The sequence below is a fragment of the Nocardioides sp. DN36 genome, from assembly GCF_055380375.1.
Genome location: NZ_AP043823.1, coordinates 2,521,993 through 2,546,302 on the forward strand (window position 1 = coordinate 2,521,993; position 24,310 = coordinate 2,546,302).

Genomic DNA, 24,310 nt, shown 5'->3' on the forward strand with positions numbered 1-24,310 from the left:
CCAGGTGGTCGACACGTCAGAAACGTGCCGGACTATCTCCGCGGAGCCGTGTCAGACGGCCTTCGAGAGGGCTTCGTACTCCTCGTCGGTCAGCTCGATGGCGGCCGCGGCGGTGTTGGACTCCAGGTGGTCGACGCTGGAGGTGCCCGGGATCGGCAGCATCACCGGCGACCGCTTCAGCAGCCATGCCAGGGCGAGCTGGGAGGGGGTGGCGTCGTGCTCCTTCGCGGCGGCGGCCAGCGGACCGTCCTCCTTCGACAGCTCACCCGTGGCCAGCGGGAACCACGGGATGAACCCGATGTCCTCCTTCTCGCAGTGGTCGAGCAGCTCCTCGGCGTCCCGGTTCGCGAGGTTGAAGAGGTTCTGCACGGTGGCGATCGGGGTGACCGCCTGCGCGTCCTGCAGCTGCTGGACGCTCACCTCGGAGAGCCCGATGTGCCGGATCTTGCCCTCGTCGCGCAGCGTGGCCAGCTCAGCGACCTGGTCCTCGAGCCGGATCGCGGGGTCGATGCGGTGCAGCTGGAAGAGATCGATCCTCTCCACACCGAGCCGGCGCAGGCTGAGCTCGCACTGCTGGCGGAGGTACGCCGGGTTGCCCAGCGGCGTCCAGATCCCCGGCCCCTGCCGCGTCAGTCCGGCCTTCGTGGCGATCACGACCTCGTCGGCGTACGGGTGCAGCGCCTCACGGAGCAGCTCCTCGGCGACGACCGGCCCGTAGGAGTCCGCGGTGTCGAGGAACGTGATGCCGAGCTCGACCGCGCGACGCAGCACCCTGATCGCCTCGTCGTGGTCCTTCGGCGGGCCCCAGACGCCCTCGCCGGTGAGCTGCATGGTGCCGTAGCCGAGGCGTACGACGGGCAGGTCGCCGCCGATGGTGAAGCTGCCGGAGGCGGTGGCGATCTTGTCGGTGGTCATTCACATCTCCTTCTCGGAGCGGTCTCCCGCCCAGTCGGTGTGGAACGTGCCTTCTCGGTCGATGCGCTGGTAGGTGTGCGCACCGAAGTCGTCGCGCAGGACCTGGATCAGCGCCGCAGGCAGCCGCTCGCGGCGCAGCCCGTCGAAGTAGGCCAGGGACGAGGCGAACGCCGGGGTCGGCACCCCGGCCCGCGCTGCGGTCGCGACCACGCGGCGCCACGCGTCCGCGCCGCGGGTCACGGCGTCGGCGAAGAACTCCGCCGTGAGCAGCGTGGTCAGGTCCGGCTCGGCGGCGTACGCCTCGCGGATCCGGTCGAGGAACCGGGCGCGGATGATGCAGCCGCCGCGCCAGATCGTGGCCATCCCGCCCGGGTCGATGCCCCAGTCGTGCTCGCGGCTACCGGCCGCGATCTGGTCGAAGCCCTGCGCGTAGGCGACCACCTTGGAGGCGTAGAGGGCGGCGCGGACGTCGTCGACGAACGTGTCCCGGTCGCCGACGTCCACCGCCTCGGGACCGGTCGTGAACACGGCGCGGGCGGCCGCGCGCTGCTCGGTGTGCCCGGACAGGCTGCGCGCGAACGTCGCCTCCGCGATGCCGGTCACCGGAACCCCGAGGTCGAGGGCGCTCTGCACCGTCCAGCGCCCGGTGCCCTTCTGGTCCGCCGCGTCCCGTACGACGTCGACGAACGGCGTGCCGTCGGGGTCGGTGTGGGTGAGCACGTCGGCCGTGATCTCGATGAGGAACGACTCCAGGTCGCCGTCGTTCCAACCGCGGAAGACCTCGGCGATCTCGGCCGGCTCCAGCCCGACGACGCTGCGCAGCAGGTCGTAGGACTCGGCGATCAGCTGCATGTCGGCGTACTCGATGCCGTTGTGCACCATCTTCACGAAGTGACCCGCCCCGCCGGGGCCGACGTGGGTGCAGCAGGGGGTGCCGTCGACCTGCGCGGCGATGTCGCGCAGCACCGGGCCGAGCCGCTCGTAGGCCTCCTCGGAGCCGCCCACCATGATCGAGGGGCCGTGCAGGGCGCCCTCCTCTCCCCCGGAGACGCCCATGCCCACGAAGTGCAGGCCACGCTCGGCCAGGGCCTGCTCGCGGCGCACCGTGTCGGCGAAGTGGGCGTTGCCCGCGTCGACGACGATGTCGCCCTCGTCGAGCAGCGGCACGAGCTCGTCGATGACCGCGTCCGTGGGGTCGCCGGCCTTGACCATCACGATGATCGCGCGCGGCCGCTCGATCGCGGCGACCAGCTCCTCGAGGGTCTTCGCGCCCACGAAGTCGCCCTCGTCGCCGTACTCCTCGAGGAGGGACGTCATCCTGGCGGTGGTGCGGTTGTGCACGGCCACGCGGTGACCGTTCCGGGCGATGTTGCGGGCCAGGTTGCGGCCCATCACGGCCAGTCCGGTCAGTCCGATGGTGGCGAGTTCCTCGGGCACGGTGGGTCCTCTCGTCGATGCGTTCGCGGGGCTACCACCTGAAGACAACCGGCGGCGCGGTCAGGCATTCCCGTACCCGGAACCGGGCATTCGGTGCGGCTTCCTCCAGAAAGCCTCAAGGTCCGCGGAAGGTTCGGCGAAGAACGGCTTCAGGCCGTAGGGCGCGTGGAACGCTCCTGCTCGTCCCAGCAGTCCGCGCAGAAGCAGGAGCCCACGTGCGCCACCGCCTCGCAGCCCTCGTCGCCGTCACGGCGATGGCGGCCGCCGCCGCCCTCGTCCCGTCCGCTGCCACGGCGGCCAACCCCAAGGGCAACAACGGCACCGTGAAGATCGCCGAGCTCGGCGACATCGACACCCCGGGCAACGACCCGCACATCGACGGCTGCTCGGTGACCGTCGAGTGGTACGGCTACGACGCAGGGTCCGACATCGTCTCCCAGGTCAGCTTCGAGATGTGGGCGCCGACCAAGGACATCGGCCTCAAGGTGAGCGGGCAGCAGACGGTCTGGGTCGGTGGTGACGACAACTCCGGCGGGGCCAGCGCGGCCGGTCTGGACGGACGACAGACCTACGTGATGACCTTCGACGGCCAGCCGCAGGCGCAGCAGGGCTACCACGTGAAGCTCACCGTGGACACGCCCGGCTCCCAGGGCAACCGGACCAAGTCCAAGGTCTTCTGGGTGCAGGGCTGCGAGGCCCCGGCGCCGGCGCTGAAGCTGACCAAGTCGGTGAAGGACTCGGCCGACGACGACACCCTCGCCGCCGAGGGCGAGACCCTCACCTACGGCTTCTCGGTCACCAACACCGGCAACGTGCCCCTGACCGACGTCAAGGTCACCGACCCGATGATCCCGGCCCTGGCCTCGGGCGCGACCTGCGTCGCCACCCTGGCCGTCGGCGCCACCACCACCTGCCCCGCCCTCCCCGCCGCCACGCACACCGTGACCGCGGCCGAGGTCAGGGCCGGCTCGGTCGTCAACACCGCCAGCGCCGCGGCGAAGTCGTCGGGCGGCACCTCCGTCACGGCCACGGGCAACGCCCGGGCGACCATCGCGACCAAGGCCGCACCGGCCGCGGCGCCGGCGCTCCAGCTGACCAAGTCGGTCACCGACTCGGCCGACGACGACACCCTCGCCGCCGAGGGCGAGACCCTCACCTACGGCTTCTCGGTCACCAACACCGGCAACGTGCCCCTGACCGACGTCAAGGTCACCGACCCGATGATCCCGGCCCTGGCCTCGGGCGCGACCTGCGTCGCCACCCTGGCCGTCGGCGCCACCACCACCTGCCCCGCCCTCCCCGCCGCCACGCACACCGTGACCGCGGCCGAGGCCGCCACCGGCACGATCGTGAACACGGCCACCGCGTCGGGCACCCCGGCCACCGGCTCCGCCGCCACCAGCACCGCCAGCGCGACCATCGACACCTACGAGCCGACGACCGACCCGACCGACCCCACGGATCCCACCGACCCGACGGACCCGACCGTCCCGGGTGACTTCAGCTGGGACTGGAAGTACGACGACCCGTCCTGCGCGGCGTTGACGGTCGACTACCCGTCGAACATCCCCGACGGCCAGGCGAACGACGTGAACGTCCGGGTCCAGACCGACAAGGGCCAGGTCACCCTGAACTTCCACAACAACGACGGCTTCTGGGGCGGCACCACGTCCTTCCCCTACGCCAGCCACCGGAACTGGCCCGCCGGTGTGACGTCGTACTCCGTGGTCTGGACGCAGGTCGGCGGCACGAACTACCACTGGCAGGGCACCGTGCGCTGCCTAGTCACCGACGACGGCGACCCGGCCACCACGGACCTCCCGGTCGGCGTCACGACCATCGCCGGCTGGCGCACCAGCACCGTCACCGTGCAGAAGGGTGACGCAGTCACCTCCGACGCGGTGAGCGTCCAGCAGGCCGACGACGAGCCCCTCACGCTCCAGCGCCTGACCAACGGCGTCTGGACCGACGTCCGCACGGTCAGGTCGGACGACGAGGGCGCCGCCCGGGTCACCTTCGGCCGGCAGGCCCGCAAGGGCACCTTCCGCTACCGCCTGGCGGTCGACGGCACCGACGCGGTGACCGGCGCCACGACCAAGGTCTTCACGGTGCGCGTGCGGTGAGCCGCTGCGCCGAGCGCGCACCGTGACGACGAGGGCCGACCCCCGCAATGGGAGTCGGCCCTCGTCGCGTCCCGGGACGGTCGATCGGCCACGCGGCCCGGCCGCGGACCGAGCCTGCGAGGGTGCCTCAGCTCTCCGGTGCCTGCAGCGGCACGGTCTCCGCGGGCGCGGGCAGCTGCGCGTCGGGCGCGGGCGCCGGGGCCGCGGCCCGGTTCGGCAGCCGGGACAGGAGGCCGAGGACGACGACGGTCAGGCCCACCCCGAACCAGAAGCCCGCGGTCATGCCCCCGACCTGCGCCGAGAGCGCGTCCTCACCCTGCTCGAGCAGGTGCGTCGTGCGCAGGGCGATCAGGGTCGCCACCACGGCGGTGCCCATCGCGCCGGCGACCTGCTGCAGGGCCCCGAAGAGCGAGCTGCCGTGCGAGTAGAGGTGCGGCGGGACGTCGCCGAGCCCCAGGGTGAAGACCGGCGTGAAGATCAGCGCCAGCGAGACCATCAGCAGGACGTGCGCCACGAGGATCAACCAGATCGGCGTCGACAGGTCCACCTGGGTCAGCATCGCGAGGGACACGATCGCCCCGGTGCCTCCGGGCAGCACCAGCCGGCGGCTGCCGTACGCGTCGAACCAGCGGCCGACACGCGGGCCCAGCAGTCCCATCGCGAGGCCGCCCGGCATCATCATCAGCCCGGTCTGCAGGGTGCTCAGGTCGCGCAGGTTCTGGAGATAGACCGGCAGGATGAGCATCGAGCCGAACATCCCGGCGAAGGCGCACGCCATGACCAGCAGGGACAGGCGGTAGGTGGGCCGGCGGAGCGTGCGCAGGTCGAGCAACGGCTCCCCGTCCCGCTGCAGCCGCAGCTGTACGACGACGAAGCCGACGACGAACACGAGACCGACGATCGCGAGCACCGCGCCCTCGACGCGGGCGTCGCCACCCTCGCCGAACTTGCTGAGCCCGTAGACCAGGGTCCCGAAGCCGATGGCCGACAGCACGACGCTCGGCACGTGGACCGAGCCGGCGCGGGGCTCCCCCACGTTGCGCAGCCGGGTGACACCGACCAGGCCGATGGTCGCGGCGATCGGGAGCACGATGCCGAACATCCAGCGCCAGCTGGCGAACTCGAGCACGAAGCCCGACGCCGTCGGTCCCAGGGCCGGCGCCGCGGACATGGCCAGGGTCACGTTGCCCATCACGCGGCCGCGGTCCTCGGGCGCGACGATGGTCATCAGCGTCGTCATCAGCAGCGGCATCATCACCGCCGTGCCGGAGGCCTGGACGACGCGGCCGAGGAGCAGCACCCAGAAGACCGGGGCCACCGCCGCGATCAGGGTGCCGGCGCAGAAGACCGCCATGGCCAGGCCGAACGCCTGCCGGGTCGTGACGCGCTGGAGGAACCAGCCGGTGACGGGGATGACCACGGCCATGGTCAGCATGAACGCGGTCGAGAGCCACTGGGCCGTCGTGACGTCGACGGAGAACTCGCGCATCAGGCTCGGCAGCGCGTTGAACATGACCGTCTCGTTGAGGATCACGACGAACGTGGCGGCCACCAGCCAGCGGAGGACGCCGTAGTCACGCGGCTGGTCGGTGCCCGAGAGGGCCGGAGAAGACATGGCGGTCCTTCACGATCGAGGGTGAGATGCGGCCGTCGGCCGCGGCGGGACGTCGTCCCGCCGTCCGGTCCGGAACTCAACCCGATCCGCGGAACGTCCTCAACACCTTTTCCCGGTGGCGGTGACCGCCCGATCCTGTCGGGCCGCCGGTGCCGGCCGTCGCCCTACGACTTCTGCGCCTGGTTCTCCTCCTGGTCGGCGGCGCCGTTCTGCAGCCGGATCTGCCGGCCCTTCTCGATGTCCTTGCGCCGCTTCTTCTCCGCCTTCCTGATGTTGCGCGCGTCCCGCGGGGGCAGCTGGATCGTCTCCTCGGCCGCGATGCCCGACTGCAGCTCGCGACCGCGCTCGAGCTCGGCGTCGAGCTCCGCGCCGAAGAGCAGCGCGAGGTTGGTCAGCCACAGCCACAGCAGGAAGACGATGACGCCGGCCAGCGAGCCGTAGGTCTTGTCGTAGGAGGAGAAGTTGGCGACGTAGAGACCGAAGACGGCCGAGAGCAGGACCCACACCACGATGGCGACGGTGGCTCCGACGCTGATCCAGCGGAACCGGGGCTGGCGGACGTTGGGTGTCGACCAGTAGAGGATCGCCACGATCAGGGCGACGATGAGGAGCAGCACGGGCCACTTGGCGATGTTCCAGGCCAGGAGCGCAGCCGAGCCGAGACCGATCTGGTCACCGACCGCCGTGGCCACCGGCCCGGACACCACGAGGCCGAGCATCGTGATCGCCGCGAGGAGCACCAGCACCAGCGTGACCACGAGCATGACGGGGCGCAGCTTCCAGATCGGCCGACCCTCCTCGACCTCGTACATCCGGTTCATGGCGCGTCCGAAGGCGCCGACGTACCCCGACGCCGACCACACGGCACCGGCGAGACCGAGGATCAGCGCGATCCCCCCGCCGGAGGAGGTGCTGAGCTGGACCAGCGTGGGCTCCAGCGTCTTGGCCTGCGACGACGCGCCGATGTCGCTCATGATCTTCAACAGGGTGTCGACCGTCGAGGTCCCCTGACCCACGAGGCTGACGAGGGACAGCAGCGCGATGGCGGCCGGGAACATCGCCAGCACGGCGTAGTAGGTCAGCGCGGCCGCCAGATCGGTGCACTGGTCCTTGGAGAACTCGCGCAGGGTCTTGCGGGCGACGTAGAACCAGGACCGCCGGGTGAGCTCGAGCGGCGAGTCGGGCTGCTCGTCCACGCTCTCGGACCGGGGCCTGGTGTCGAGGTGTCGGGGGCTGCTCATGACGGGTTCGTACCCACCCGCCGCAGGGGCACGCGTGGCCCCCGCCGGCTCTGTCGTCCCCCGGAAGCCGGTCAGGGCCGCCGCAGGGTCAGACGTCGCAGCCGCGCGTGGCCCAGGGCGGCCCGCGCCGCGTTGCGTCCGGCGGCCCCGTGCACGCCGCCGCCCGGGTGGGCCGAGGAGGAGCCGAGGTAGAGGTTCCGGACCGGGGTCTCGGCCCGGCCGAGCCCGGGCACCGGCCGGAACACGAGCTGCTGGTGCAGCTGGGCGGTGCCCCCGTCCAGCGCCCCGCCGATCAGGTTCGCGTCGCGCGCCTCGAGCTCCCGCGGCCCGAGCACCCGGCGGGCCAGCACGCGCGAGCCGAACCCCGGCGCCAGCTTCTCGATCCGCTCCTGGATGCGGTCGGCGAAGCGCTGGCAGTCGCCGTCGTCCCACACCCCGCGCACCGAGCCGTCCCCGGCGTCGCCGGCCGTCTCCTGCGGGACGTGCGTGTAGGCCCAGACCGACTCGGTCCCGGCCGGCGAGCGGGTGGGGTCGGTCGTGGTCATCTGGCCAGCGAGCAGGAACGGCTCGGCGGGGACGTGGCGGGCGGCCACCTGGCTCAGCGCCGTGCTCATCTGCTCGACCGAGTCGGCCACGTGGAAGGTGCCGGGTGCGTGTGCCGGCGCGGACGCCCACGGGATGGGGCCGTCGAGGGCCCAGTCGACCTTCACGGTGCCCGGGCCCATCCGGAAGTCGCGCATCGCGTGCAGGGTGCGTCCGGGCAGGTCCTCGGCGGCCACCAGGCCGCCGTACAGGTGCGGGGCGGCGACGTCGGCGACGACGGCGCGGCGGGCGGTGAAGGGCTCACCGTCCCGGGCGCGTACGCCGACCGCGCGGCCTCCGCGGACGACGACCTCGCCGACCTCGACGCCGCACCGGATGTCGCCACCCGCCGCGGCCAGCCGCCTGGCCAGGGCCCGGGAGAGCTCCCCCGCCCCGCCCTGGGGGACCGGGAAGCCCACGGTCTGGCCCATCATGCTCATCAGGATCCCCATCAGGCCCGAGCCCGGAGAGTCGAGCGGGATGTCGGCGTGGCCGGCGTTCCCCGCGAGCAGGAGGCGCGGCGCCTCGCCCCCGAAGCGGTTGCGACCGAGGTCGACAGCAGGGGTGAGCAGCGTCTTGACGAAGTCGAGCCCGCCCACGCGCGGCAGCCGGGCCAGCGCCGCGACCCCGGGGCGCACCGGGGGGAAGGGTGAGAGGAAGGCGCCGAGCACCTGGTCGCCGATCAGGTCCCACGCGTGGCACAGCTCGAGCCAGGCGGCGCCGTCGCCGCGGTGCTGCTCGTCCATCAGGCTCGCGGTGACCTCGCGGTCTCGGTGCAGCAGGGCCCAGCGACCGTCGGGCGTGGGGTGGCCCAGCACCGCTGGCGCGTGCCGCCAGGTCAGGCCGTGCCTCTCGAGGTCGAGGTCGAGCAGCGCCGACGAGGCCGCCGCCAGCGGGTAGAACGAGCTGAACGTGTCGTGCACGAAGTCGGGATGCACGTCCCGGGCGCTGCGTACGGCGCCACCGACCTCGGGCTGGGCCTCGAGGACCAGGACCGACCAGCCCGCGTCGGCGAGGTGGTTGGCCGCGGACAGGCCGTTGGGTCCGGCCCCGATGACGACGGCGTCGTACTCAGTGCGCACGCGTCGCCGCCCTCACTGCTGCTGTCGCGCCGCGCGGCGCTCGGCGAGGAACGCCAGCCGGCGCAGGCTCTCGCTGTTGCGCCACGTGATCATGGGTGCGCGCACCGGCTTGGGCACGATCCTGGCCGGCCCGGCGGTGATGTCCTCGAGCATCTCCACCTCGGTGCCGCCCGGCACCTCGCGCAGCGTCAGCTCGACGTCCGCCTCCCCCGGCGGCCAGCCGCGGGCCCGCAGCTTGAGCCGGCGGCCCGGGTCGCACTCGAGGACCTCGGTGTTGTCGTCGAGCACCATCGGCCAGACCCCGACCGAGTGGTGGATCTTCGCTCCCACCCTGGGCCAGGCGTCGTCCACCTCGCGCATCCGGGTCGCGCCCACCACCCACAGCGGGTAGAGCCAACCGTCGGCCAGCACCGCCCACACCCGTTCGGGGGTGGTGGAGATCGTTCGCGTGTTACGGCTCATGTCGCGAACGTACCCAGCAGGACCCCGGCGACTCCCGGTCGTCGTCGCGACCTCCGACGTAGGCTGGGGACAACCACCCGCCACCGGGCTCCGCCGGAGCCACCTCGGCGGGTCGAGAGGCGGACGTCATGACGACGTCGTACGCACCCGTTCCCACCCTGACCGAGACCCTCACCGGCGCCTCGTCGCCGCTGCGCCTGGAGCTCGCCGACGAGCTCGGGCACGGCCCGCTGGACGGCGCCTGGTGGCCCCGGTCCGACGACCTGCAGCGCGAGGTCGCCGAGCTGGTCGACCACTTCCCCCGGGGACGGGTCGACCACCTGGTCTACTCCCGCCCCGACTGGGCCGACGTGGCGCGGCGGGTCACGACGCGGCGCGGCAGCATCAAGATCGGGTCCTTCCCTCGCGACGACACCCACGTGGTGCTGGTCAACCTCGCGACCCGACGGGTCGTGCGGCTCCTCGTGGTCCCTGCCGACACCGAGACGGCGAGCGCGAACCTGATGATGCACCGGGCGGCCGAGGCCGGGAACCTGGCCGACGCCGACGAGCTCCTGCGCAGCGTCGCGAACGACCACACCGCCGAGGACGAGGTCTGGAGCGACGACGGCGGCAACTACTGGGGACCCGACCCGGTGGCACCCTCGCACCGCTGACCCGACCCGGGCCCGGGCCGACCGCCGCGGCTGTCCGGACCGGGCCGTCGGGCAGGAGACGCAGCGGCGTCCCGCTGCCACACTCGGACCGTGAGGATCGTGTCGCGCCTGCTGGGCACGCTCGGTGTCGCGTTGCTGGTCGTGGGCGCGGTGGCGGGGGTCCTGCGCCACGAGCTGCTCGACGCGGACCGCTTCGAGCAGCACGTGGACGCGGTCCGCACCGACGAGCACGTCTCCCGCCAGCTCGGGCTCCTGCTCACCGACCGGGTCCTGGCCGCGGAGCCCGACCTCACCGCGATCCGGCCGCTGATCGAGGCGACCGCGCAGAGCACGGTCGCCAGCCCCGCGCTGGGGCCGCTGGTCCGGATCGCGGTCGCCCCGACCTACCGTGCGCTCGGCGGGGACGAGGGCTCGGTCGTCCTCCGCCTCGCCGACGTCGCGGCCCTGGTCGTCGCGACCGCGACCACGCTCTCCCCGGAGATCCGGGCGACGCTGCCGGCGCAGCTCGACGTGCGGCTCTCCGAGTTCGCGGGTCAGCAGCAGACCGCCGAGGGCCTCCGGCAGGTGCACCTGGCCGACCGGCTCGCCGTCCTGGCCCCGCTGCTGGGCCTGCTGCTCCTCGCCGGTGCCGGGCTGCTCGGCGCGGCGTCGGGGCGGGTCCGACGCGCGGTCCGGTACGTCGGTCGCGGGCTCGTCGTGTCGGGCGTGGTGCTGGCCGCCCTGCTCGTGGTCACCGGCTTCCTGGCCGACCGCGCGGACACGGACACGCTGTCGGGCGCGCTGAGCCGTGCCGTGTGGAGCGAGCTCTCCGGCGCGTTCTGGACCGCGGCCGGCCTGCTGGTCGTGGGCGGCGCCGCGGTGGCGCTCACCGCGCGACCGGGGGTCGACCTGCGGCCGCGGGCCCTGCTGCGCGGCGCCACCTCGTGGATCGTCGATCCCGAGCCCGATCCGGGGCGGCGGCTTGGCCACGCCGTGGCACTGCTCGCCCTGGGCGCCGCCCTGGTCCTGCAGCCGCTCGAGGTCGCCCGCATCGTGCTGGCGGTGGCCGGTGCGTCCCTGGTCGTGCTGGCCGTCCCGAGCCTGGTGTCGTCCCTCGTCGAGCTCGTGGCGGCCCGGGGCGACCGTCGCCGGTCATCGGCGGCCGGCGCCGCCCACCGCCGGACCGTCCAGGTGGTCGCCGGGATCGCCGGTGGTGCGCTCCTGGTGGGCGGGTACGTCGTCGCCGTGCTGCCGACCGACGACGGGCTGGCCGCTGCGGCCCAGGGCGACGGCGCCGCCTGCAACGGGCACGTCGAGCTGTGCGGGCGCCGCTACGACCAGGTGGCCTTCCCGGCGACGCACAATGCCATGTCGGCCGCCGACCAGCCCGGCTGGTTCTTCGCCGAGCAGCCCGACGGCGTGATCAGCCAGCTCGACCACGGGGTACGGGTGCTGCTCGTCGACAGCTGGTACGGCCAGCAGACCGATCGGCCGGGCATCGTCGTGAACACCGACGCCAGCCGGGAGGCCGCGCTCGACGAGGCGCGTCGTACGTTCGGGCCGGCGGCGGTGGAGAGCGCGCTGCGCCTGCGGCAGGCCGCCCGGCTGGAACCCCGGGGCCCGGTCGGCCTCTACCTGTGCCACGCGCTGTGCGCCCTGGGCTCGACCGAGTGGCTGCCGCTGATGGAGCAGGTCCGCGCCTGGCTGGTCGCGCACCCCCGGGAGGTCGTGACGTTCTTCATCCAGGACGAGGTGAGCCCGGCCGACACCGCCGAGCTGGTTCGCGAGGCGGGGCTGCTGCCTTTCGTGTACACGCCCGCCCCGGACGGCCGCTGGCCGACCCTGGGCTCGATGGTCGGGTCGGGTCACCGGCTGGTCCTCCTCATGGAGCGGCACGGCGGGGGCACCGCGCACCCCTGGCTGATCGACGGCTTCGAGGTCGTCCAGGACACGCCGTTCCTGTTCCGCCGGCCGGCTGACTTCAGCTGTGCAGCGAACCGCGGCCCCGCCGATGCCCCGCTCTTCCTGGTCAACCACTGGATCTCCGACAAGACGGCCGAGGTCAGCCGCTCGGCCGAGGTCAACGCCCTGGACGTGCTGCTGCCCCGGCTCGAGCAGTGCCGGGCCGAGCGCGGCCAGATCCCCAACTTCATCGCGGTCGACTTCTACGACCTCGGCGGCCTGATGCCCGCGGTCGACGCGCTCAACGGCTTCGACTGATCGACGCGGCCGACGCGGGTCAGTCGCGGACGACCTGCGTGGTCACCGCCTGCCGGCGCACCTGCGCGGGCGTGAAGGCGAAGTGCACCCAACGCTCGCGCGAGAAGAGCCGCGTCTGGTCGCTCGACCACGGCGAGTGCGGATCCTCCGCCTGCCCGTAGGTGAGGATCGTGCGCGCGTCGACGCGGCCGCCGTCGAGGAAGGAGATCGCCTGGATGTGCGAGGAGCCGTAGGTGACCGGACGCAGGTGGTCGGTGTTGTCCCGCGCCCACCGCGATGCGAGGGCGTTCGCGTTGCCCGCCGCGTCACCGGTGCCGCCGCCGAGGGGGACCGCTGGGGCGCCCCGGTCCCCCGCGACCTGCAGCGACCCCCACCGCGCGTCGAAGGGGATCCTTCGCTCCCGCAGCGACGCGATCGCGTCCGACATCGCCTGGACGACCTGGGGGTTCGCGGTGTTCAGGTCCCGCGGCGTGTCCAGCGGGTCCTCGGGGTCGAACGGCGTGCGCCAGACCGGGTCCGCGCCCGGCACGTCGACCGGGGTCGTGGGCAGCCGCGAGATGAACTCCTCGAAGATCGCGTAGCCGCGGGACCCCTTGTCGGAGTGGCCGTCCCACGCGCGCAGGGCCCGGCAGGCCTCGGTCTCACCGGTCTGGTCGCACACCGCGTCGAGGTCGCCGTTCGTCCGCATCACCTCGCCGGCCATCACGCGGTTCTCGTGCTCGTGCCCGCGCAGCGTCGCGGGCGACTCCAGCCTGCCGCGGGCCAGCCGGTCGAGGACGTAGTGGGAGACCATCCGGGTCCGCATGGTCCGCTCGCACCGCTCGCAGCCGATGATCGAGGCGTACCCCTCGAGGGGCTGGGCCGGATTGGGCAGCCAGTAGGAGTCGTTGGCGTTCATCACCCAGTCGCGTCGGACCTCCGAGGGGAGGTTCTCCGGCCCGAAGATTCCGGGCCGCTCCGCGTCGGCGTCGGTGCCCCACGTGCACGAGGAGTCGGCGAACGTGCCGTCGAGCCCGGGCAGGCCGGCGACCTGGTCGAGGACCCGGCCGGTCGGCGTCATGCACTGCTGGGCGAGGGCATCGGGCACGTTCGGCACGACCGAGTGGTCGGCGTACAGCACGTCGCCACGGCGGTCGGCGGCCGTCGTGTTCACCCACGGCATGCCGCCCCCGGCGTCCTGACGGCGCAGCAGGTCCCGCACGTCGTGGGCCTTGCCCATGTCCAGGAAGGTGTCGATCGTGCGCAGCTGCTCGGCGTTGGCGTCACGGATCGCCCACACGCTGGTCGTCGACCAGGGCATCAGGACCGCGGGGGCGTCGAGGACGTAGCCCTGCGGCGTGCGGTAGAGATCCTCCTCGACCTTGCCGAGCGACCCGTCCTTCCTGCGCACGGTCACCCGCACCGTGCGGTGCTCGAGCTCCTGCGGGCCCGCATCGGTGAGGTACGTCGTCCCCGGCCCGACCGTCTTGTACTCGTAGGGCGTGAAGCGGTACGCCGTGGACACGGTGTGGCTCCAGGCGACGTCCCGGTTCCACCCGATGTTCACGACCGGCGAGCCGATCAGCGAGGCGCCGGCGACGTCGTACCTCCCCGGGATCGTCAGCTGCTGCTGGGTGAAGCGGTAGCGGCCGCGCCACGGGAAGTGCGGGTTGCCGAGCAGCATCCCCCGTCCGGTGGTGCTGGCGTCGCCGCCGACGGCGGTCGCGTTGGAGCCGAACGGCGTGCTCGGGTCGCGGCCGAGCGCGGCGAGCAGCGCGTCGCGGTCGACGGCACCGGCGACCGGGTCCGGAAGGCCCGGGTCGTCCACCGTGGGCGGGTCGGCGTCCACGATCTCCTTCACGAACACGCCGCTGGAGGCGAGCAGGTTGGCCAGGTAGACGCCGTACCAGAGGTCGAGGGGGGTCGCCTTCTCGCGCAGGTAGCCCGCGCCGTGGCAGGCAGGGTCGGTCACGCCCCGCGGGCCGACCTTCCCGACGTAGCGGTTCACGCCGGCCGTGTAGCCACGCACCATCGCCCGGGCCTGCCGGCCGGGGCCGGCCACCGGGTCTTTCAGCAGCTTCTCCACCACGTGCCGGTTGCGGAGGTCGGTCACGAACGCGTCGACCTGCAGGTTGGACGCGTCGAGCGTGACCTGGTCGTTGTAGCGGTGCTGCGGGCCGAACCAGCGGGACCGCTCGCCACGCGCCGTCACCAGCGTGTCCGCCAGCGTGCAGGTCGACGTCTCGGCGGCGGCGTACCCGCTGCCGAAGCCGAGCGAGCCCCACCCGTCCGCGGTGATGTGCGGGATGCCGTGCGGGGTACGCCGGATGGTGGCGGTGTAGCGGTGCGCGTCGCGCGCGGGGTGGACGGCGGTGAGGGGCGCGGCCGGCGTCTTCACGGGCGCCGCGTCCGCGGGGATCGCGAGGACCCCGAGCGGCAGCAGGCCGGCGGCCACCAGGCCGGTCAGGCGGGAGAACATGTTCTACCCAACGCCGCCCGGAGGCGCGGGTTATGGGCGGCGGCCCCGGCGCGTCAGAGGTACAGGCCGGTGGGCTCGTCGCCGAGCCGGTCGGCGGCCACCGCGTGCACGTCACGCTCGCGCATCACGATGTAGAGCTCGCCGTGCACCTCGACCTCGGCCTTGTCCTCGGCGTCGAACAACACCCGGTCGCCGACCTCGACGGCGCGGGCGTGCGGCCCGACCGCGACGACCTTCGACCAGGTCAGGCGGCGGGCACCCATGGCGGCGGTCGCGGGGATCACGATGCCGCCGGAGGAGCGACGCTCACCGGAGTCACGGTCGACCTCGACCAGGACTCGGTCGTGGAGCATCTTGATGGGGGTCTTGTCGGTCACGGCGCTTCTGGTTCTCGACGGGGGTGGACGCGGGCTGGACGCCGGGAGGCGGCGGGCCCAGGGGTCAGCGGACGACCTTGCGGATCACCACGAAGACCGCGATGACGCCGACGACGCCACCCACGGTCTTGAGGATGTTGTCGGTGCGGGGCTGCCCGGTCTCGACGTCGACGTAGTGGGCCTTGATGCTGCTGACCTCGCGGCTCACGATCGTCTTCGGGTGCGCGCGGTAGAGGAGCTGGTCGATCGTGGTCGCCAGGTGCTGGCGCGTCTCTTCGATCTCGCGCTCGAGGGAAGACATCTCGTTGCTCACCCGCGAAGGCTACCAACCGGTCAGGTCGGCCCGGTCGGCGTCCCCGCGGATGCCACCACCCGGGTCACCCGCGGTCTCCCCGCCATCACCCCGTGGAGCCCCTCGGCGGATGTCCTAGTGTTCGGAGCATGGAACGGCTCTCTCCCGGTGACACCGCGCCCGACTTCACCCTGCCCGACGACGCCGGCAACCAGGTCAGCCTCGCCGACCTGCGCGGGCGCAAGGTGATCGTCTACTTCTACCCGGCCGCGATGACGCCCGGCTGCACCAAGCAGGCGTGCGACTTCACCGACTCGCTGGACTCGCTCAAGGCGCAGGGCTACGAGGTGCTCGGCATCTCCCCGGACAAGCCGGAGAAGCTGGCGAAGTTCCGCGACAAGGACGGCCTCACCATCACCCTGCTCTCCGACGTGGACAAGTCGGTGATGACGGCCTACTCCGCCTTCGGCGAGAAGAAGCTCTACGGCAAGGTCGTCGAGGGCGTCATCCGCTCGACGTTCGTCGTCGACGAGGACGGGAAGATCGAGCTCGCGCAGTACAACGTCAAGGCCACCGGCCACGTCGCGAAGCTGCGCAAGGACCTGGGGCTCGACGCAGCCTGAGCCAGGCCCCCGCGCCCGTAGCCCAATTGGCAGAGGCACCACGTTTAGGTCGTGGCCAGTGAGAGTTCGAGTCTCTCCGGGCGCACTCACCCACGTCCCCCCGAGGGGCGCGGCCTGTCATCATCGACCCATGCGCACCAGCCGACTCGAGGCCTTCAGCGACGGGGTCCTCGCGATCATCATCACGATCATGGTGCTCGAGCTGCACGTGCCCGAGGGCGCGCACCTCGAGGACCTCGGTGACTCGGCGACCGGGTTCCTGACCTACCTGCTGAGCTTCGTCTACATCGGGATCTACTGGAACAACCACCACCACATGTTCCAGCTCGTGCGCCGCATCGACGGCGGCGTGCTGTGGGCGAACCTGCACCTGCTGTTCTGGCTCTCGCTCTACCCGTTCACCACCGCGTGGATGGACGAGACCGACCTGGCCCGCACTCCCCTGGTGGTCTACGGCGTGAACCTGCTGGCCGCGGCGATCGCCTACTACGTCCTGCAGCTGGCGATCTTCCGGGCCGAAGGTCCCGATGGGCTGCTGCGCGAGGCGGTGGGCCGCGACCTCAAGGGCAAGGCGTCACCGTTCATCTACCTCGCCGGCATCCTCACCGCGGCCCTCGTCGGCTGGCCGGCCCTGATCTTCTACGCTGCGGTCGCCGCGATCTGGCTGGTCCCCGACCGGCGGCTGGAGTCGTACGTCGTGGAGCACGGCCTCACCGACTGACGCGCCTCCCACCACTTGTAACGCTCCGTTAGGGACTCTGGTGCTCCGCTGTAGCGGGGTTCCAGAGCCCCTAACGGAGCGTTACAAGAAGCGGAGCAGCCTCAGGCCCGGGCGGTGACGACCCCGGCGACCAGGGGCGCGATCTCGCGCAGCGCCCGGCCCCGGTGGGAGATCCGGTCCTTCTCGCCCGGGGGCAGCTCGGCCGAGGTGAGGCCCTCGGCAGCGTGCTCGTCGGCGACGAAGAGGACGTCGTACCCGAACCCGCCGCTCCCCCGCAGCTCACGGATCACGTGGCCGGGCATCCGGCCCTCGACGACCTCCTCGCCCCCGGCGTGGACGAAGGCGACCGCGCAGGCGAAGTGAGCGCCGCGCCGGTCGTCGGGGACGTCGGCGAGCTGCTGGAGCAGCAGCTCGTTGTTCCGGGCGTCGCTCTTGGGGGTGCCGGACCAGCGGGCGGACAGGACCCCCGGCATGCCGTTCAGGGCGTCGACGCACAGCCCGCTGTCGTCGGCCAGCGACGGCAGCCCGGTCGCCTCGAACCCGGCCCGGGCCTTGAGCAGCGCGTTGCCCTCGAAGGTCGGCTGGTCCTCGACCGGCTCGTCGTAGTGGTCGACGTCGTCGATGCCGAGCACGTGGAGGTCGGGAGCGTGCTCGCCCAGGATCCGCTCCATCTCCTCGATCTTCTTGCGGTTCCGCGAGGCGAGGAAGACCTCACTCACAGCGTCCTCCTCACTGCGACAGCGCCTCGGACTGCAGCCGGGTCAGGTCCGCGCAGCCCTTCTCGGCCAGCGCCAGCAGCGCGTCGAGCTCCGCACGGTCGAAGGCGACGCCCTCGGCGGTGCCCTGCACCTCGACGAACTTCCCGTCGCCGGTCATCACGACGTTCATGTCGGTCTCGGCGCGGACGTCCTCCTCGTAGGGGAGGTCGAGGCGGGGTACGCCGTCGATGATGCCGACGCTGACCGCGGCCACCGAGCCGGTCAGCGGCTCGCCCTTCAGCGCACCGGCGGCACGCAGGTGGGTGACGGCATCGGCCAGCGCGACGTACGCGCCGGTGATCGCCGCAGTGCGGGTGCCGCCGTCGGCCTGGAGCACGTCGCAGTCGAGCACGATGGTGTTCTCGCCGAGCGCCTTGTAGTCGATGACCGCACGCAGCGAGCGCCCGATCAGGCGGCTGATCTCGTGGGTGCGCCCACCGATGCGCCCCTTGACCGACTCACGGTCGGACCGGGTGTTGGTGGAGGCGGGGAGCATGGCGTACTCCGCGGTCACCCAGCCGAGGCCGGACCCCTTGCGCCAGCGCGGCACGCCCTCGGAGGCGGAGGCCGCGCACAGCACCCGCGTCCTCCCGAACTCGACGAGGACCGAGCCGGCGGCGTGGTCGAGCCAGTTGCGGGTGATCGTGATCGGTCGGAGCTCGTCGTCGGCGCGGCCGTCGGCACGTGTCGTCATGACCGGCACCCTAGCCGGGAGCCGACTCCGGCCGGGCACCGACCGGGGCCGGGCACGAGACCGGGCGGGCCCGCTCACCCCCGTGGGAGTCGGACCCGCCCGGAGCCTGGTGGCCGGTGCGGCCTACTTGACCTCGGCCCTCAGCACCCGCCAGACGCCGACGGTCAGCGGCAGCACCAGCCACAGCAGCCCGGACACCGCGAGGTGACCCCAGTCCGAGCCCGTCGGGTCGCCCTGGACCAGCGCGTTCTGGGCGGCGTTGAAGTCGATCCAGGGCTGCAGGTCCCCGAACCAGCCCATCAGCGACGCACCCAGCTGGAAGAGGCCGGGCAGCACGAACGAGTAGACGAAGTACACGACGATGCCGGCGGCGGTGTTGAGGAAGAGCATGCCGAAGGCGAAGCCGGTCGCCATCCCGAAGACGTGCAGCAGGAAGTAGCAGAAGACCTGGAGAGCACTGACCTCCCAGACCACGGTGTTCCCCGAGAGAGCCCCGTACAGCAGGTTCGCCACGACGCCCAGGACCATGCCGACGACGACCGCCGCGAGGGCGATCAGCAGCGTGCTCACGAACTTCGCCGCCACCAGCCGCAGCCGCGACGGCTCGAGCGAGAAGGTCACCATCGCGGTGCGCTGGCTCCACTCGCTGGTGATCGACATGATGCCGAGCACCGGCAGCAGCACGCCCATGGGCGTGTTCATGGCGATCAGGAAGTCGCTGAAGTCGACGACCAGGTCCTGGGTGAGGACGACCGCGAGCTGGATCACCAGCACCAGCGCCGTGAGCGCGGCGATGGAGATCAGCAGCCATCGGCCGGCGCGCGTGTCGGCCATCTTGCGCGACTCGACGCGGACGAGGGTGGAGAACGGGATGCCCGGCGTCCCCGACACGTCGAGCGTCGGCAGGGCGGTCGGGGCGATGGTCTGGCCGCTCATGCGGACGCTCCTTCGGTGATGGTCTCGCGCTGGGTGTCGGCCGTCAGCGAGAGGAAGAGGTCCTCCAGGCCGCCGTCGGCGGACCGCAGGTCGGTCAGGACGATGCCGCGCTCGGCCGCGACCCGGCCGACCTCGACCGGCTCGACCTCCACCCGCAGGCCGTCGCCCGCGGAGGAGACGGCGAAGCCCTTCTCCTTCAGGCCCAGCGCCAGCGACTCGTTGTCCAGCGCGGTCGCGAAGGTCGCAGCACCACCGGCGGCACCGGCGAGCAGCGACTTCTTGTCGCCCTGGGCGACGATCCGGCCCCGCCCGATGAGGATCATCTCGTCGGCGATGATCTCCACCTCGTGCAGCAGGTGGCTGGAGAGCAGGACCGTGCCACCGCGCTCGGCGTACCCCTTGAGCAGGCCGCGCATCCAGCGGATGCCCGCCGGGTCGAGGCCGTTGGCCGGCTCGTCGAGGATCAGCACGGACGGGTCGCCGAGCAGGGCGTGGGCGATGCCGAGGCGCTGCCGCATGCCGAGCGAGTAGTTGCGGACCCGGCGCTTGGCCTCCTTGTCGTCCAGCGACACGAGGGCGAGCATCTCGTCGACGCGCGAGTCCGGGAGGCCCATGGTGCGGGCGCCGAGGGTCAGCACCTCACGGCCGGTGCGGCCGGCGTGCTGCGCGGAGGCGTCGAGCAGGACGCCCACGTGGCGACCCGGGTTGGGGATGTCCTTGTAGTGGAGGCCACCGATGGTGATCTCCCCGCGGCTGGCCGGCGTGAGGCCGACCATGATCCGCATCGTCGTCGTCTTGCCCGCCCCGTTGGGGCCGAGGAACCCGGTCACCGTCCCGGGCTGGCAGACGAAGTTCACGTCGTCGACGGCCGTGAAGCCGGCGTACGTCTTGGTGAGTCCTTCGACCTTGATCATGGCGTCAGCCTGTCGCACCGGCGGCAGTCCGGCATCGGCTTTGAGGATCGGACCGGGCTGACCAAAGTAGGGGTGCCGCCGAGACCGGGGCATCCTGCGTCCTCGACCGCGGTCGGCCTAGCCTTCTGCTCGTGCAGAGACCGACGCCCGAGGACTACCAGCCCGCGCTGACCCGCGGGCGCCAGGCCTGGCGCGTCCTGGGGATGCTGGTGGTGGTCGCCATCGCCTGGGGACCCCTGGCGGTCAACCAGGTGCACGACCACCCGGGGCTGCTGGCCCTGGACCTCGCGCTGGGCGCCGCTGCGTTCGTGCTGGTGTTCTACCGCCGCCGCTGGCCGCTCCCCGTCGCGCTGCTGACCGCCGGGCTCAGTGCGTTCTCGGGCATCGCGGCCGGCCCGGCCGTCCTCGCCTCGGTGTCGCTGGCGACCCGGCGGCGGATCTGGCAGGTCGCGCTCGTCGGGGTCGTGAACGTCGTGGCCGGGCAGACGGTCGTGGTCGTCCAGCCGGTCAACAGCTCCGACCCGGCCTGGCTGACGCTCACCGTCACCCTGGTGTTCACTGCCGCGGTCCTGGGCTGGGGCATGTACATCGGGTCGCGGCGCGAGCTGATCTGGACCCTCAAGAACCGTGCCGAGCGCGCGGAGTCCGAGCAGGAGCTGCGGGTCGGCCAGGCCCGCAGCACCGAACGCGCGCGCATCGCCCGGGAGATGCACGACGTGCTCGCGCACCGGATCTCCCAGATCTCGATGCACGCGGGAGCACTCTCCTTCCGTGACGACCTCACGGCCGAGGAGATGCGGTCCAGCGCCGCGGTCATCCAGGAGAAGGCCCACGAGGCGCTCACCGACCTGCGCGGCGTGCTCGGGGTGCTCCGCGACACCGAGACCGGCGAGCTGCTCAACGCGCCGCAGCCGACGTACGACGACCTGCCGTGCCTCGTCGAGGAGGCCCGGCGCTCCGGCCTGCACGTGGAGTACGCCGACCGCCTCGACCACGGGGGCATCCCGGTCCCGCAGGTGGTGGGGCGGACGGTCTACCGGATCGTGCAGGAGGGCATGACCAACGTGCGCAAGCACGCGCCCGGCGCGCTGCTGACGATCCACGTCAGCGGCTCCCCCGACGACGGCATCGAGCTGGTGCTGCGCAACCCGCTCGGTTTCCGGGCCAGCAGCACCCCCGGAGCCGGGCTGGGCCTGATCGGCCTCGCGGAGCGCGCCCAGCTGCGCGGCGGTCGACTCGACCACCACCGCGAGGGATCGACGTTCGTGCTGCGCGCGTGGATACCGTGGGCCGCATGACGACTCGGGTCCTCATCGTCGACGACGATCCCCTCGTCCGCTCGGCGCTCACCCTGATGCTCGGCGGACAGCCGGACGTCGAGGTCGTCGGCGAGGCCGGTGACGGCCACTCCGGCGTGGCGCTGGTCGGGGAGCTGCGGCCCGACGTGGTGCTCATGGACATCCGGATGCCGATGCTCAACGGGCTGGACGCCACCCGCGAGCTGCACCTGCAGCCGGAGCCGCCCCGGGTGATCGTGCTGACGACCTTCGACGCCGACGACCACGTCGTGGGCGCCCTGGCGGCCGGCGCCGACGGGTTCCTGCTCAAGGACACGCCGCCGCCGCAGATCCTCGACGCGATCCGCAAGGTGGCCGATGGCGAACCGATGCTGTCGCCGTCCGTGACGCGCACCCTGATCCGTCGCCTGCGCGGCGACGAGCCCGACGCCGGTGCCACGGCGCGGGTCGCGGACGCCGAGCGGCGGCTGGCGCTGCTCACCGACCGGGAGCGCGACGTCGCGCTCGCCGTCGGTCGGGGGCTCAGCAACGCCGAGATCGCGGGCGAGCTCTACCTCTCCGTCCCCACGGTCAAGGCGCACGTGTCCCGGCTGTTCGACAAGCTGCAGGTCACCAATCGCGTGCAGATCGCCATCTGCGTCCACGACGCCGGGCTGGTCTGACTGGGTGTCCCTGTTCGGGCGAGCACACTCGTCAGCCGATGAGCGGGGCGCGCTTCCGACGGGACGTCGTACGTGCCGGTCGGCCTGGCCGCCACCACGTATGACGTCTCGGGGAACGTCGTGTGGATCAGCTCTGTTGGCCCGATCATCCTGCGTCGACGAAGCGGGCCGACTCGACCATGTCGGTCAGGTCGTCCATCTGGCCGCGGGTCACCCCGGGCACTGCGACCCAACCCAGGTCGACGCGCTCGCCGTCCACGTCGAGGATCCAGATGCGCGCGTGCTCGTGGGAGGCCTCGAGGTACCAGCCACCGGGACCGGTGGTGAAGATGTCGAAGGCGCGGTCTTCACAACCTGCGACGTCCACTCCCCTCGAGACGCAGGCCACGCCATTGGCTGTGAGGGCGTAGTCACCTGGCTCGAGCGGGCCATCCTCGGGTGAGGACGGCGCGGTGTCCGGGTGCGGCGGCCCTGTGTCCGGGGTGTCGCGGCATCCGCCCAGAGGCAGGGCAGCGTGGCCACGATCAGGATCGCCCATCGGGACCGGTGTCGGGTCATGGTCGCTCCAGGTGCTCAGCCGGGCAGTCCGCTGTTGGCGACGACGCGTCCCGACCCGTTGTGACCGGGGACGGCGACCTCGCAGTGTCCGGTCGAGAGCCGGCAGGTCAGGATGTCGCCGGAGCGGGGGGCCTGGTCCCAGCCCACCAGCGCGACGGCGTCGTCGTCGAGCCACTCGAAGAGCCAGAAGTCGCCCCGCCCGAGCTCGTCGTGCTGGGCCTGGTAGCCGCGAGGCAGGCGTAGCCTCACCGGCTGCTGGGTCACGCTGTCGAAGGCTGCAGCCGGCACCGGTTCACGCGCCCACAGCTTGTCGACGGGGACGAGTCGGGATCCGTCCACCCAGAACGGCTGGCCGATCCCGCCGGTGGGCCTGCCGGTCTGCCACGAGTCGCCGATGACCAGGCCGCGTGGTTGGTTCCGGACGTCCTGGCCGTACGAGCGACCCTTGCTCAGCCGGCCGGTCGACACGTCGAGAGAACCCCGCGTGAAGTAGACGCGGTCACCGACGATCGCCTCGGGCTCGCACGGATGGGATGACCCGCACTCGGCGACCTGTCGCCTCACGAGTTCGCGCCCTGTACTGGTGTCGAAGACGACGAGCGCCCCCGAGGAACGAGGCGTGCAGTCGAACCAGGCAGCCAGGGAGCCGGCGTTGCCCGTCACGACGGTGTCGCCCGACCCGTGTGCGGCGGCGCAGGCGCCGGAGCCGATCTGCTCGGGGCTGCCGCCGTCCGTGAACCAGACCCGGCCGTCGTCCAGGTAGCCGCCGGTGCTGTAGACGACTCCGTCATCGGTCACGTCCAGGTGCACGAAGCCGCTGCCGATCTCGACCATCCGGTCCCCGAGGTGGATGGTGCCCGTGTGGTCCGGCCCCTGCCCAGCGTCGCTGTAGACGATCTGGCGCGGCGACGACGTCTCCTCGCGCGGGGGGTGGTCGACGGGCGCGGGGCCTGACGTCCCGGTGCCGTTCTGGGCTGTGAGGCCGACCGCTACCGCGGCGATGGCGACCGCTGCCGCGACGCTGAGGACTGTGATCCGCCGGCGCCGACGCAGCCGCTGCTCGCCCAGGCCGATGAGCTCGTCGAGATCGAGGCCAAGGGGGCCAGCGCCGCCGGCCCGCCGCTCGAACGCCTCGCGCAGCGTGTTCATCGCGTCACCGCCTCATCGTCCGGAAGCAAGGCTGCGGACTCGGGTGAGATCCGCTGACGAAGGGTGTTCAGGGCCTCGGAGACCTGGCTCGCCACGGTGCCCATCGAACAGCCGAGCACCGCCGCGATGTCCGCGTAGGACAGGTCCTCGTAGTACCGCAGGACCAGGACTGCTCGTTGCCTGGACGGAAGACCGCACACCTGCGACCACACGTCGTCGTGGGATGCCAGCTGCTCGGACGGGTCCACCTGCCAGACCTCGGGAACCACCTCGACCGGGCGCTCGTGGAAGGAGCGGCGCCGCCGCCACGAGATGGCGGTCGTCACCATCGTGCGGCGCACGTAGGCCTCGGCCTTCGCGACGTCGCGCAGCCGCGGCCACGCGACGTAGGTCTTGACCAGCGCTTCCTGGAGCAGGTCGTGGGCCAGCTGGCGGTCGCCGACGACCAGGTAGGCCGTGCGGAGCAGGGCGGGCGACCGCGTCGCGACGAGCTCCGAGAAGGCCGAGATGTCCCCCTGACTCCGGATCGTCATCACCGCTCCTCGGGCCGTCTCACCA

23 protein-coding genes and 1 tRNA gene are annotated in these 24,310 nt (G+C 72.2%); 8 read left to right on the top strand and 16 right to left on the bottom strand.

What is annotated here, in order from left to right; genetic code table 11:
- Positions 1-51: 51 nt before the first annotated feature.
- Together ACZ43H_RS12965 and gndA are read right to left on the bottom strand one after the other, a co-directional pair.
- Positions 52-915, bottom strand: coding sequence for an aldo/keto reductase (locus ACZ43H_RS12965; RefSeq protein ID WP_464583352.1), 864 nt, complete (start codon positions 913-915; stop codon positions 52-54).
- Complete coding sequence (gndA, locus tag ACZ43H_RS12970) at positions 916-2,352, bottom strand: NADP-dependent phosphogluconate dehydrogenase (RefSeq protein WP_464583354.1); 1,437 nt, start codon at positions 2,350-2,352, stop codon at positions 916-918.
- Between the two features lie 215 nt (positions 2,353-2,567).
- Between gndA and ACZ43H_RS12975 the strand changes: the two genes are divergently transcribed.
- Positions 2,568-4,475: a DUF7507 domain-containing protein gene (locus ACZ43H_RS12975; protein WP_464583356.1), complete on the top strand. Its 1,908-nt coding sequence runs from the start codon at positions 2,568-2,570 to the stop codon at positions 4,473-4,475.
- A 127-nt stretch (positions 4,476-4,602) separates the two neighbouring features.
- Here ACZ43H_RS12975 and ACZ43H_RS12980 read toward each other — a convergent pair whose 3' ends face one another.
- The 4 genes from ACZ43H_RS12980 to ACZ43H_RS12995 all read right to left on the bottom strand — a co-directional run bounded on the left by ACZ43H_RS12980 (position 4,603) and on the right by ACZ43H_RS12995 (position 9,457).
- Positions 4,603-6,090, bottom strand: a complete 1,488-nt coding sequence (locus ACZ43H_RS12980; protein WP_464583358.1) for an MDR family MFS transporter — start codon at positions 6,088-6,090, stop codon at positions 4,603-4,605.
- 164 nt (positions 6,091-6,254) lie between these two features.
- Positions 6,255-7,331, bottom strand: a complete 1,077-nt coding sequence (locus tag ACZ43H_RS12985) for a YihY/virulence factor BrkB family protein (RefSeq protein WP_464583360.1) — start codon at positions 7,329-7,331, stop codon at positions 6,255-6,257.
- 71 nt (positions 7,332-7,402) lie between these two features.
- Positions 7,403-8,995, bottom strand: coding sequence for a phytoene desaturase family protein (locus tag ACZ43H_RS12990; protein ID WP_464583362.1), 1,593 nt, complete (start codon positions 8,993-8,995; stop codon positions 7,403-7,405).
- Positions 8,996-9,007: 12 nt separating this feature from the next.
- On the bottom strand, positions 9,008-9,457 hold the full coding sequence (locus tag ACZ43H_RS12995) for an SRPBCC family protein (RefSeq protein WP_464583364.1): 450 nt from the start codon (positions 9,455-9,457) through the stop codon (positions 9,008-9,010).
- Positions 9,458-9,585: 128 nt separating this feature from the next.
- On the opposite strand from ACZ43H_RS12995, the gene ACZ43H_RS13000 reads away from it, so the two are divergent.
- Together ACZ43H_RS13000 and ACZ43H_RS13005 are read left to right on the top strand one after the other, a co-directional pair.
- The gene (locus ACZ43H_RS13000) at positions 9,586-10,113 is read left to right on the top strand and encodes a DUF5994 family protein (RefSeq protein ID WP_464583366.1); all 528 of its coding nucleotides are present in this window, start codon (positions 9,586-9,588) and stop codon (positions 10,111-10,113) included.
- 90 nt (positions 10,114-10,203) lie between these two features.
- On the top strand, positions 10,204-12,312 hold the full coding sequence (locus ACZ43H_RS13005; protein WP_464583367.1) for a PI-PLC domain-containing protein: 2,109 nt from the start codon (positions 10,204-10,206) through the stop codon (positions 12,310-12,312).
- A 19-nt stretch (positions 12,313-12,331) separates the two neighbouring features.
- Here the strand turns inward: ACZ43H_RS13005 and ACZ43H_RS13010 are convergent, their stop codons facing one another.
- The 3 genes from ACZ43H_RS13010 to ACZ43H_RS13020 all read right to left on the bottom strand — a co-directional run bounded on the left by ACZ43H_RS13010 (position 12,332) and on the right by ACZ43H_RS13020 (position 15,460).
- Positions 12,332-14,770, bottom strand: coding sequence for a penicillin acylase family protein (locus ACZ43H_RS13010; protein ID WP_464583369.1), 2,439 nt, complete (start codon positions 14,768-14,770; stop codon positions 12,332-12,334).
- Positions 14,771-14,823: 53 nt separating this feature from the next.
- Positions 14,824-15,123: a GroES family chaperonin gene (locus tag ACZ43H_RS13015; protein WP_464590817.1), complete on the bottom strand. Its 300-nt coding sequence runs from the start codon at positions 15,121-15,123 to the stop codon at positions 14,824-14,826.
- An 88-nt stretch (positions 15,124-15,211) separates the two neighbouring features.
- Positions 15,212-15,460, bottom strand: a complete 249-nt coding sequence (locus ACZ43H_RS13020; protein WP_464583371.1) for a DUF3618 domain-containing protein — start codon at positions 15,458-15,460, stop codon at positions 15,212-15,214.
- 128 nt (positions 15,461-15,588) lie between these two features.
- On the opposite strand from ACZ43H_RS13020, the gene bcp reads away from it, so the two are divergent.
- The 3 genes from bcp (at position 15,589) to ACZ43H_RS13035 (ending at position 16,783) form a co-directional block, all read left to right on the top strand.
- Positions 15,589-16,062 (top strand): thioredoxin-dependent thiol peroxidase, encoded by a 474-nt coding sequence (gene bcp, locus ACZ43H_RS13025; RefSeq protein ID WP_464583373.1) that lies wholly within the window; start codon positions 15,589-15,591, stop codon positions 16,060-16,062.
- Between the two features lie 11 nt (positions 16,063-16,073).
- A tRNA-Leu gene (locus tag ACZ43H_RS13030) sits at positions 16,074-16,147 on the top strand.
- Between the two features lie 45 nt (positions 16,148-16,192).
- Entirely contained in the window at positions 16,193-16,783 is a 591-nt protein-coding gene (locus tag ACZ43H_RS13035; RefSeq protein WP_464583375.1) for a TMEM175 family protein, read from the top strand.
- A 101-nt stretch (positions 16,784-16,884) separates the two neighbouring features.
- Here the strand turns inward: ACZ43H_RS13035 and rdgB are convergent, their stop codons facing one another.
- The 4 genes from rdgB to ACZ43H_RS13055 all read right to left on the bottom strand — a co-directional run bounded on the left by rdgB (position 16,885) and on the right by ACZ43H_RS13055 (position 20,085).
- Positions 16,885-17,502 (bottom strand): RdgB/HAM1 family non-canonical purine NTP pyrophosphatase, encoded by a 618-nt coding sequence (gene rdgB / locus ACZ43H_RS13040; RefSeq protein ID WP_464583377.1) that lies wholly within the window; start codon positions 17,500-17,502, stop codon positions 16,885-16,887.
- A gap of 10 nt (positions 17,503-17,512) precedes the next feature.
- Positions 17,513-18,235 carry a ribonuclease PH gene (rph, locus tag ACZ43H_RS13045; RefSeq protein WP_464583379.1) on the bottom strand — a complete coding sequence of 241 codons (723 nt, stop codon included), beginning with the start codon at positions 18,233-18,235 and terminating at the stop codon, positions 17,513-17,515.
- Between the two features lie 123 nt (positions 18,236-18,358).
- Positions 18,359-19,171 (bottom strand): ABC-2 transporter permease, encoded by an 813-nt coding sequence (locus tag ACZ43H_RS13050; protein WP_464583380.1) that lies wholly within the window; start codon positions 19,169-19,171, stop codon positions 18,359-18,361.
- Entirely contained in the window at positions 19,168-20,085 is a 918-nt protein-coding gene (locus ACZ43H_RS13055) for an ABC transporter ATP-binding protein (RefSeq protein WP_464583382.1), read from the bottom strand. The genes ACZ43H_RS13050 and ACZ43H_RS13055 overlap by 4 nt, the downstream gene beginning before the upstream one ends.
- Before the next feature lie 131 nt (positions 20,086-20,216).
- Here ACZ43H_RS13055 and ACZ43H_RS13060 point away from each other — a divergent pair, with 131 nt between their 5' ends.
- Together ACZ43H_RS13060 and ACZ43H_RS13065 are read left to right on the top strand one after the other, a co-directional pair.
- Positions 20,217-21,383, top strand: coding sequence for a sensor histidine kinase (locus tag ACZ43H_RS13060; protein ID WP_464583384.1), 1,167 nt, complete (start codon positions 20,217-20,219; stop codon positions 21,381-21,383).
- Positions 21,380-22,045, top strand: coding sequence for a response regulator (locus ACZ43H_RS13065; RefSeq protein WP_464583386.1), 666 nt, complete (start codon positions 21,380-21,382; stop codon positions 22,043-22,045). Before ACZ43H_RS13060 ends, ACZ43H_RS13065 begins: the two co-directional genes overlap by 4 nt.
- Before the next feature lie 145 nt (positions 22,046-22,190).
- Here the strand turns inward: ACZ43H_RS13065 and ACZ43H_RS13070 are convergent, their stop codons facing one another.
- The 3 genes from ACZ43H_RS13070 to ACZ43H_RS13080 all read right to left on the bottom strand — a co-directional run bounded on the left by ACZ43H_RS13070 (position 22,191) and on the right by ACZ43H_RS13080 (position 24,285).
- A complete protein-coding gene (locus tag ACZ43H_RS13070) occupies positions 22,191-22,412 on the bottom strand; it encodes a hypothetical protein (protein ID WP_464583387.1) in 222 nt (73 codons plus the stop codon).
- Between the two features lie 206 nt (positions 22,413-22,618).
- The gene (locus ACZ43H_RS13075; RefSeq protein WP_464583389.1) at positions 22,619-23,752 is read right to left on the bottom strand and encodes a hypothetical protein; all 1,134 of its coding nucleotides are present in this window, start codon (positions 23,750-23,752) and stop codon (positions 22,619-22,621) included.
- Positions 23,749-24,285, bottom strand: a complete 537-nt coding sequence (locus tag ACZ43H_RS13080; protein ID WP_464583391.1) for a SigE family RNA polymerase sigma factor — start codon at positions 24,283-24,285, stop codon at positions 23,749-23,751. The genes ACZ43H_RS13075 and ACZ43H_RS13080 overlap by 4 nt, the downstream gene beginning before the upstream one ends.
- Between the last annotated feature and the right edge of the window lie 25 nt (positions 24,286-24,310).

Coding starts and splice junctions, on each gene's coding strand:
- ACZ43H_RS12965 (WP_464583352.1), bottom strand. CDS start 915: ATGACCACCGACAAGATCGCCACCGCCTCCGGCAGCTTCACCATCGGC.
- ACZ43H_RS12980 (WP_464583358.1), bottom strand. CDS start 6,090: ATGTCTTCTCCGGCCCTCTCGGGCACCGACCAGCCGCGTGACTACGGC.
- ACZ43H_RS12985 (WP_464583360.1), bottom strand. CDS start 7,331: ATGAGCAGCCCCCGACACCTCGACACCAGGCCCCGGTCCGAGAGCGTG.
- ACZ43H_RS12995 (WP_464583364.1), bottom strand. CDS start 9,457: ATGAGCCGTAACACGCGAACGATCTCCACCACCCCCGAACGGGTGTGG.
- ACZ43H_RS13000 (WP_464583366.1), top strand. CDS start 9,586: ATGACGACGTCGTACGCACCCGTTCCCACCCTGACCGAGACCCTCACC.
- ACZ43H_RS13010 (WP_464583369.1), bottom strand. CDS start 14,770: ATGTTCTCCCGCCTGACCGGCCTGGTGGCCGCCGGCCTGCTGCCGCTC.
- ACZ43H_RS13015 (WP_464590817.1), bottom strand. CDS start 15,123: ATGCTCCACGACCGAGTCCTGGTCGAGGTCGACCGTGACTCCGGTGAG.
- bcp (WP_464583373.1), top strand. CDS start 15,589: ATGGAACGGCTCTCTCCCGGTGACACCGCGCCCGACTTCACCCTGCCC.
- ACZ43H_RS13035 (WP_464583375.1), top strand. CDS start 16,193: ATGCGCACCAGCCGACTCGAGGCCTTCAGCGACGGGGTCCTCGCGATC.
- rph (WP_464583379.1), bottom strand. CDS start 18,235: ATGACGACACGTGCCGACGGCCGCGCCGACGACGAGCTCCGACCGATC.
- ACZ43H_RS13050 (WP_464583380.1), bottom strand. CDS start 19,171: ATGAGCGGCCAGACCATCGCCCCGACCGCCCTGCCGACGCTCGACGTG.
- ACZ43H_RS13055 (WP_464583382.1), bottom strand. CDS start 20,085: ATGATCAAGGTCGAAGGACTCACCAAGACGTACGCCGGCTTCACGGCC.
- ACZ43H_RS13065 (WP_464583386.1), top strand. CDS start 21,380: ATGACGACTCGGGTCCTCATCGTCGACGACGATCCCCTCGTCCGCTCG.
- ACZ43H_RS13075 (WP_464583389.1), bottom strand. CDS start 23,752: ATGAACACGCTGCGCGAGGCGTTCGAGCGGCGGGCCGGCGGCGCTGGC.
- ACZ43H_RS13080 (WP_464583391.1), bottom strand. CDS start 24,285: ATGACGATCCGGAGTCAGGGGGACATCTCGGCCTTCTCGGAGCTCGTC.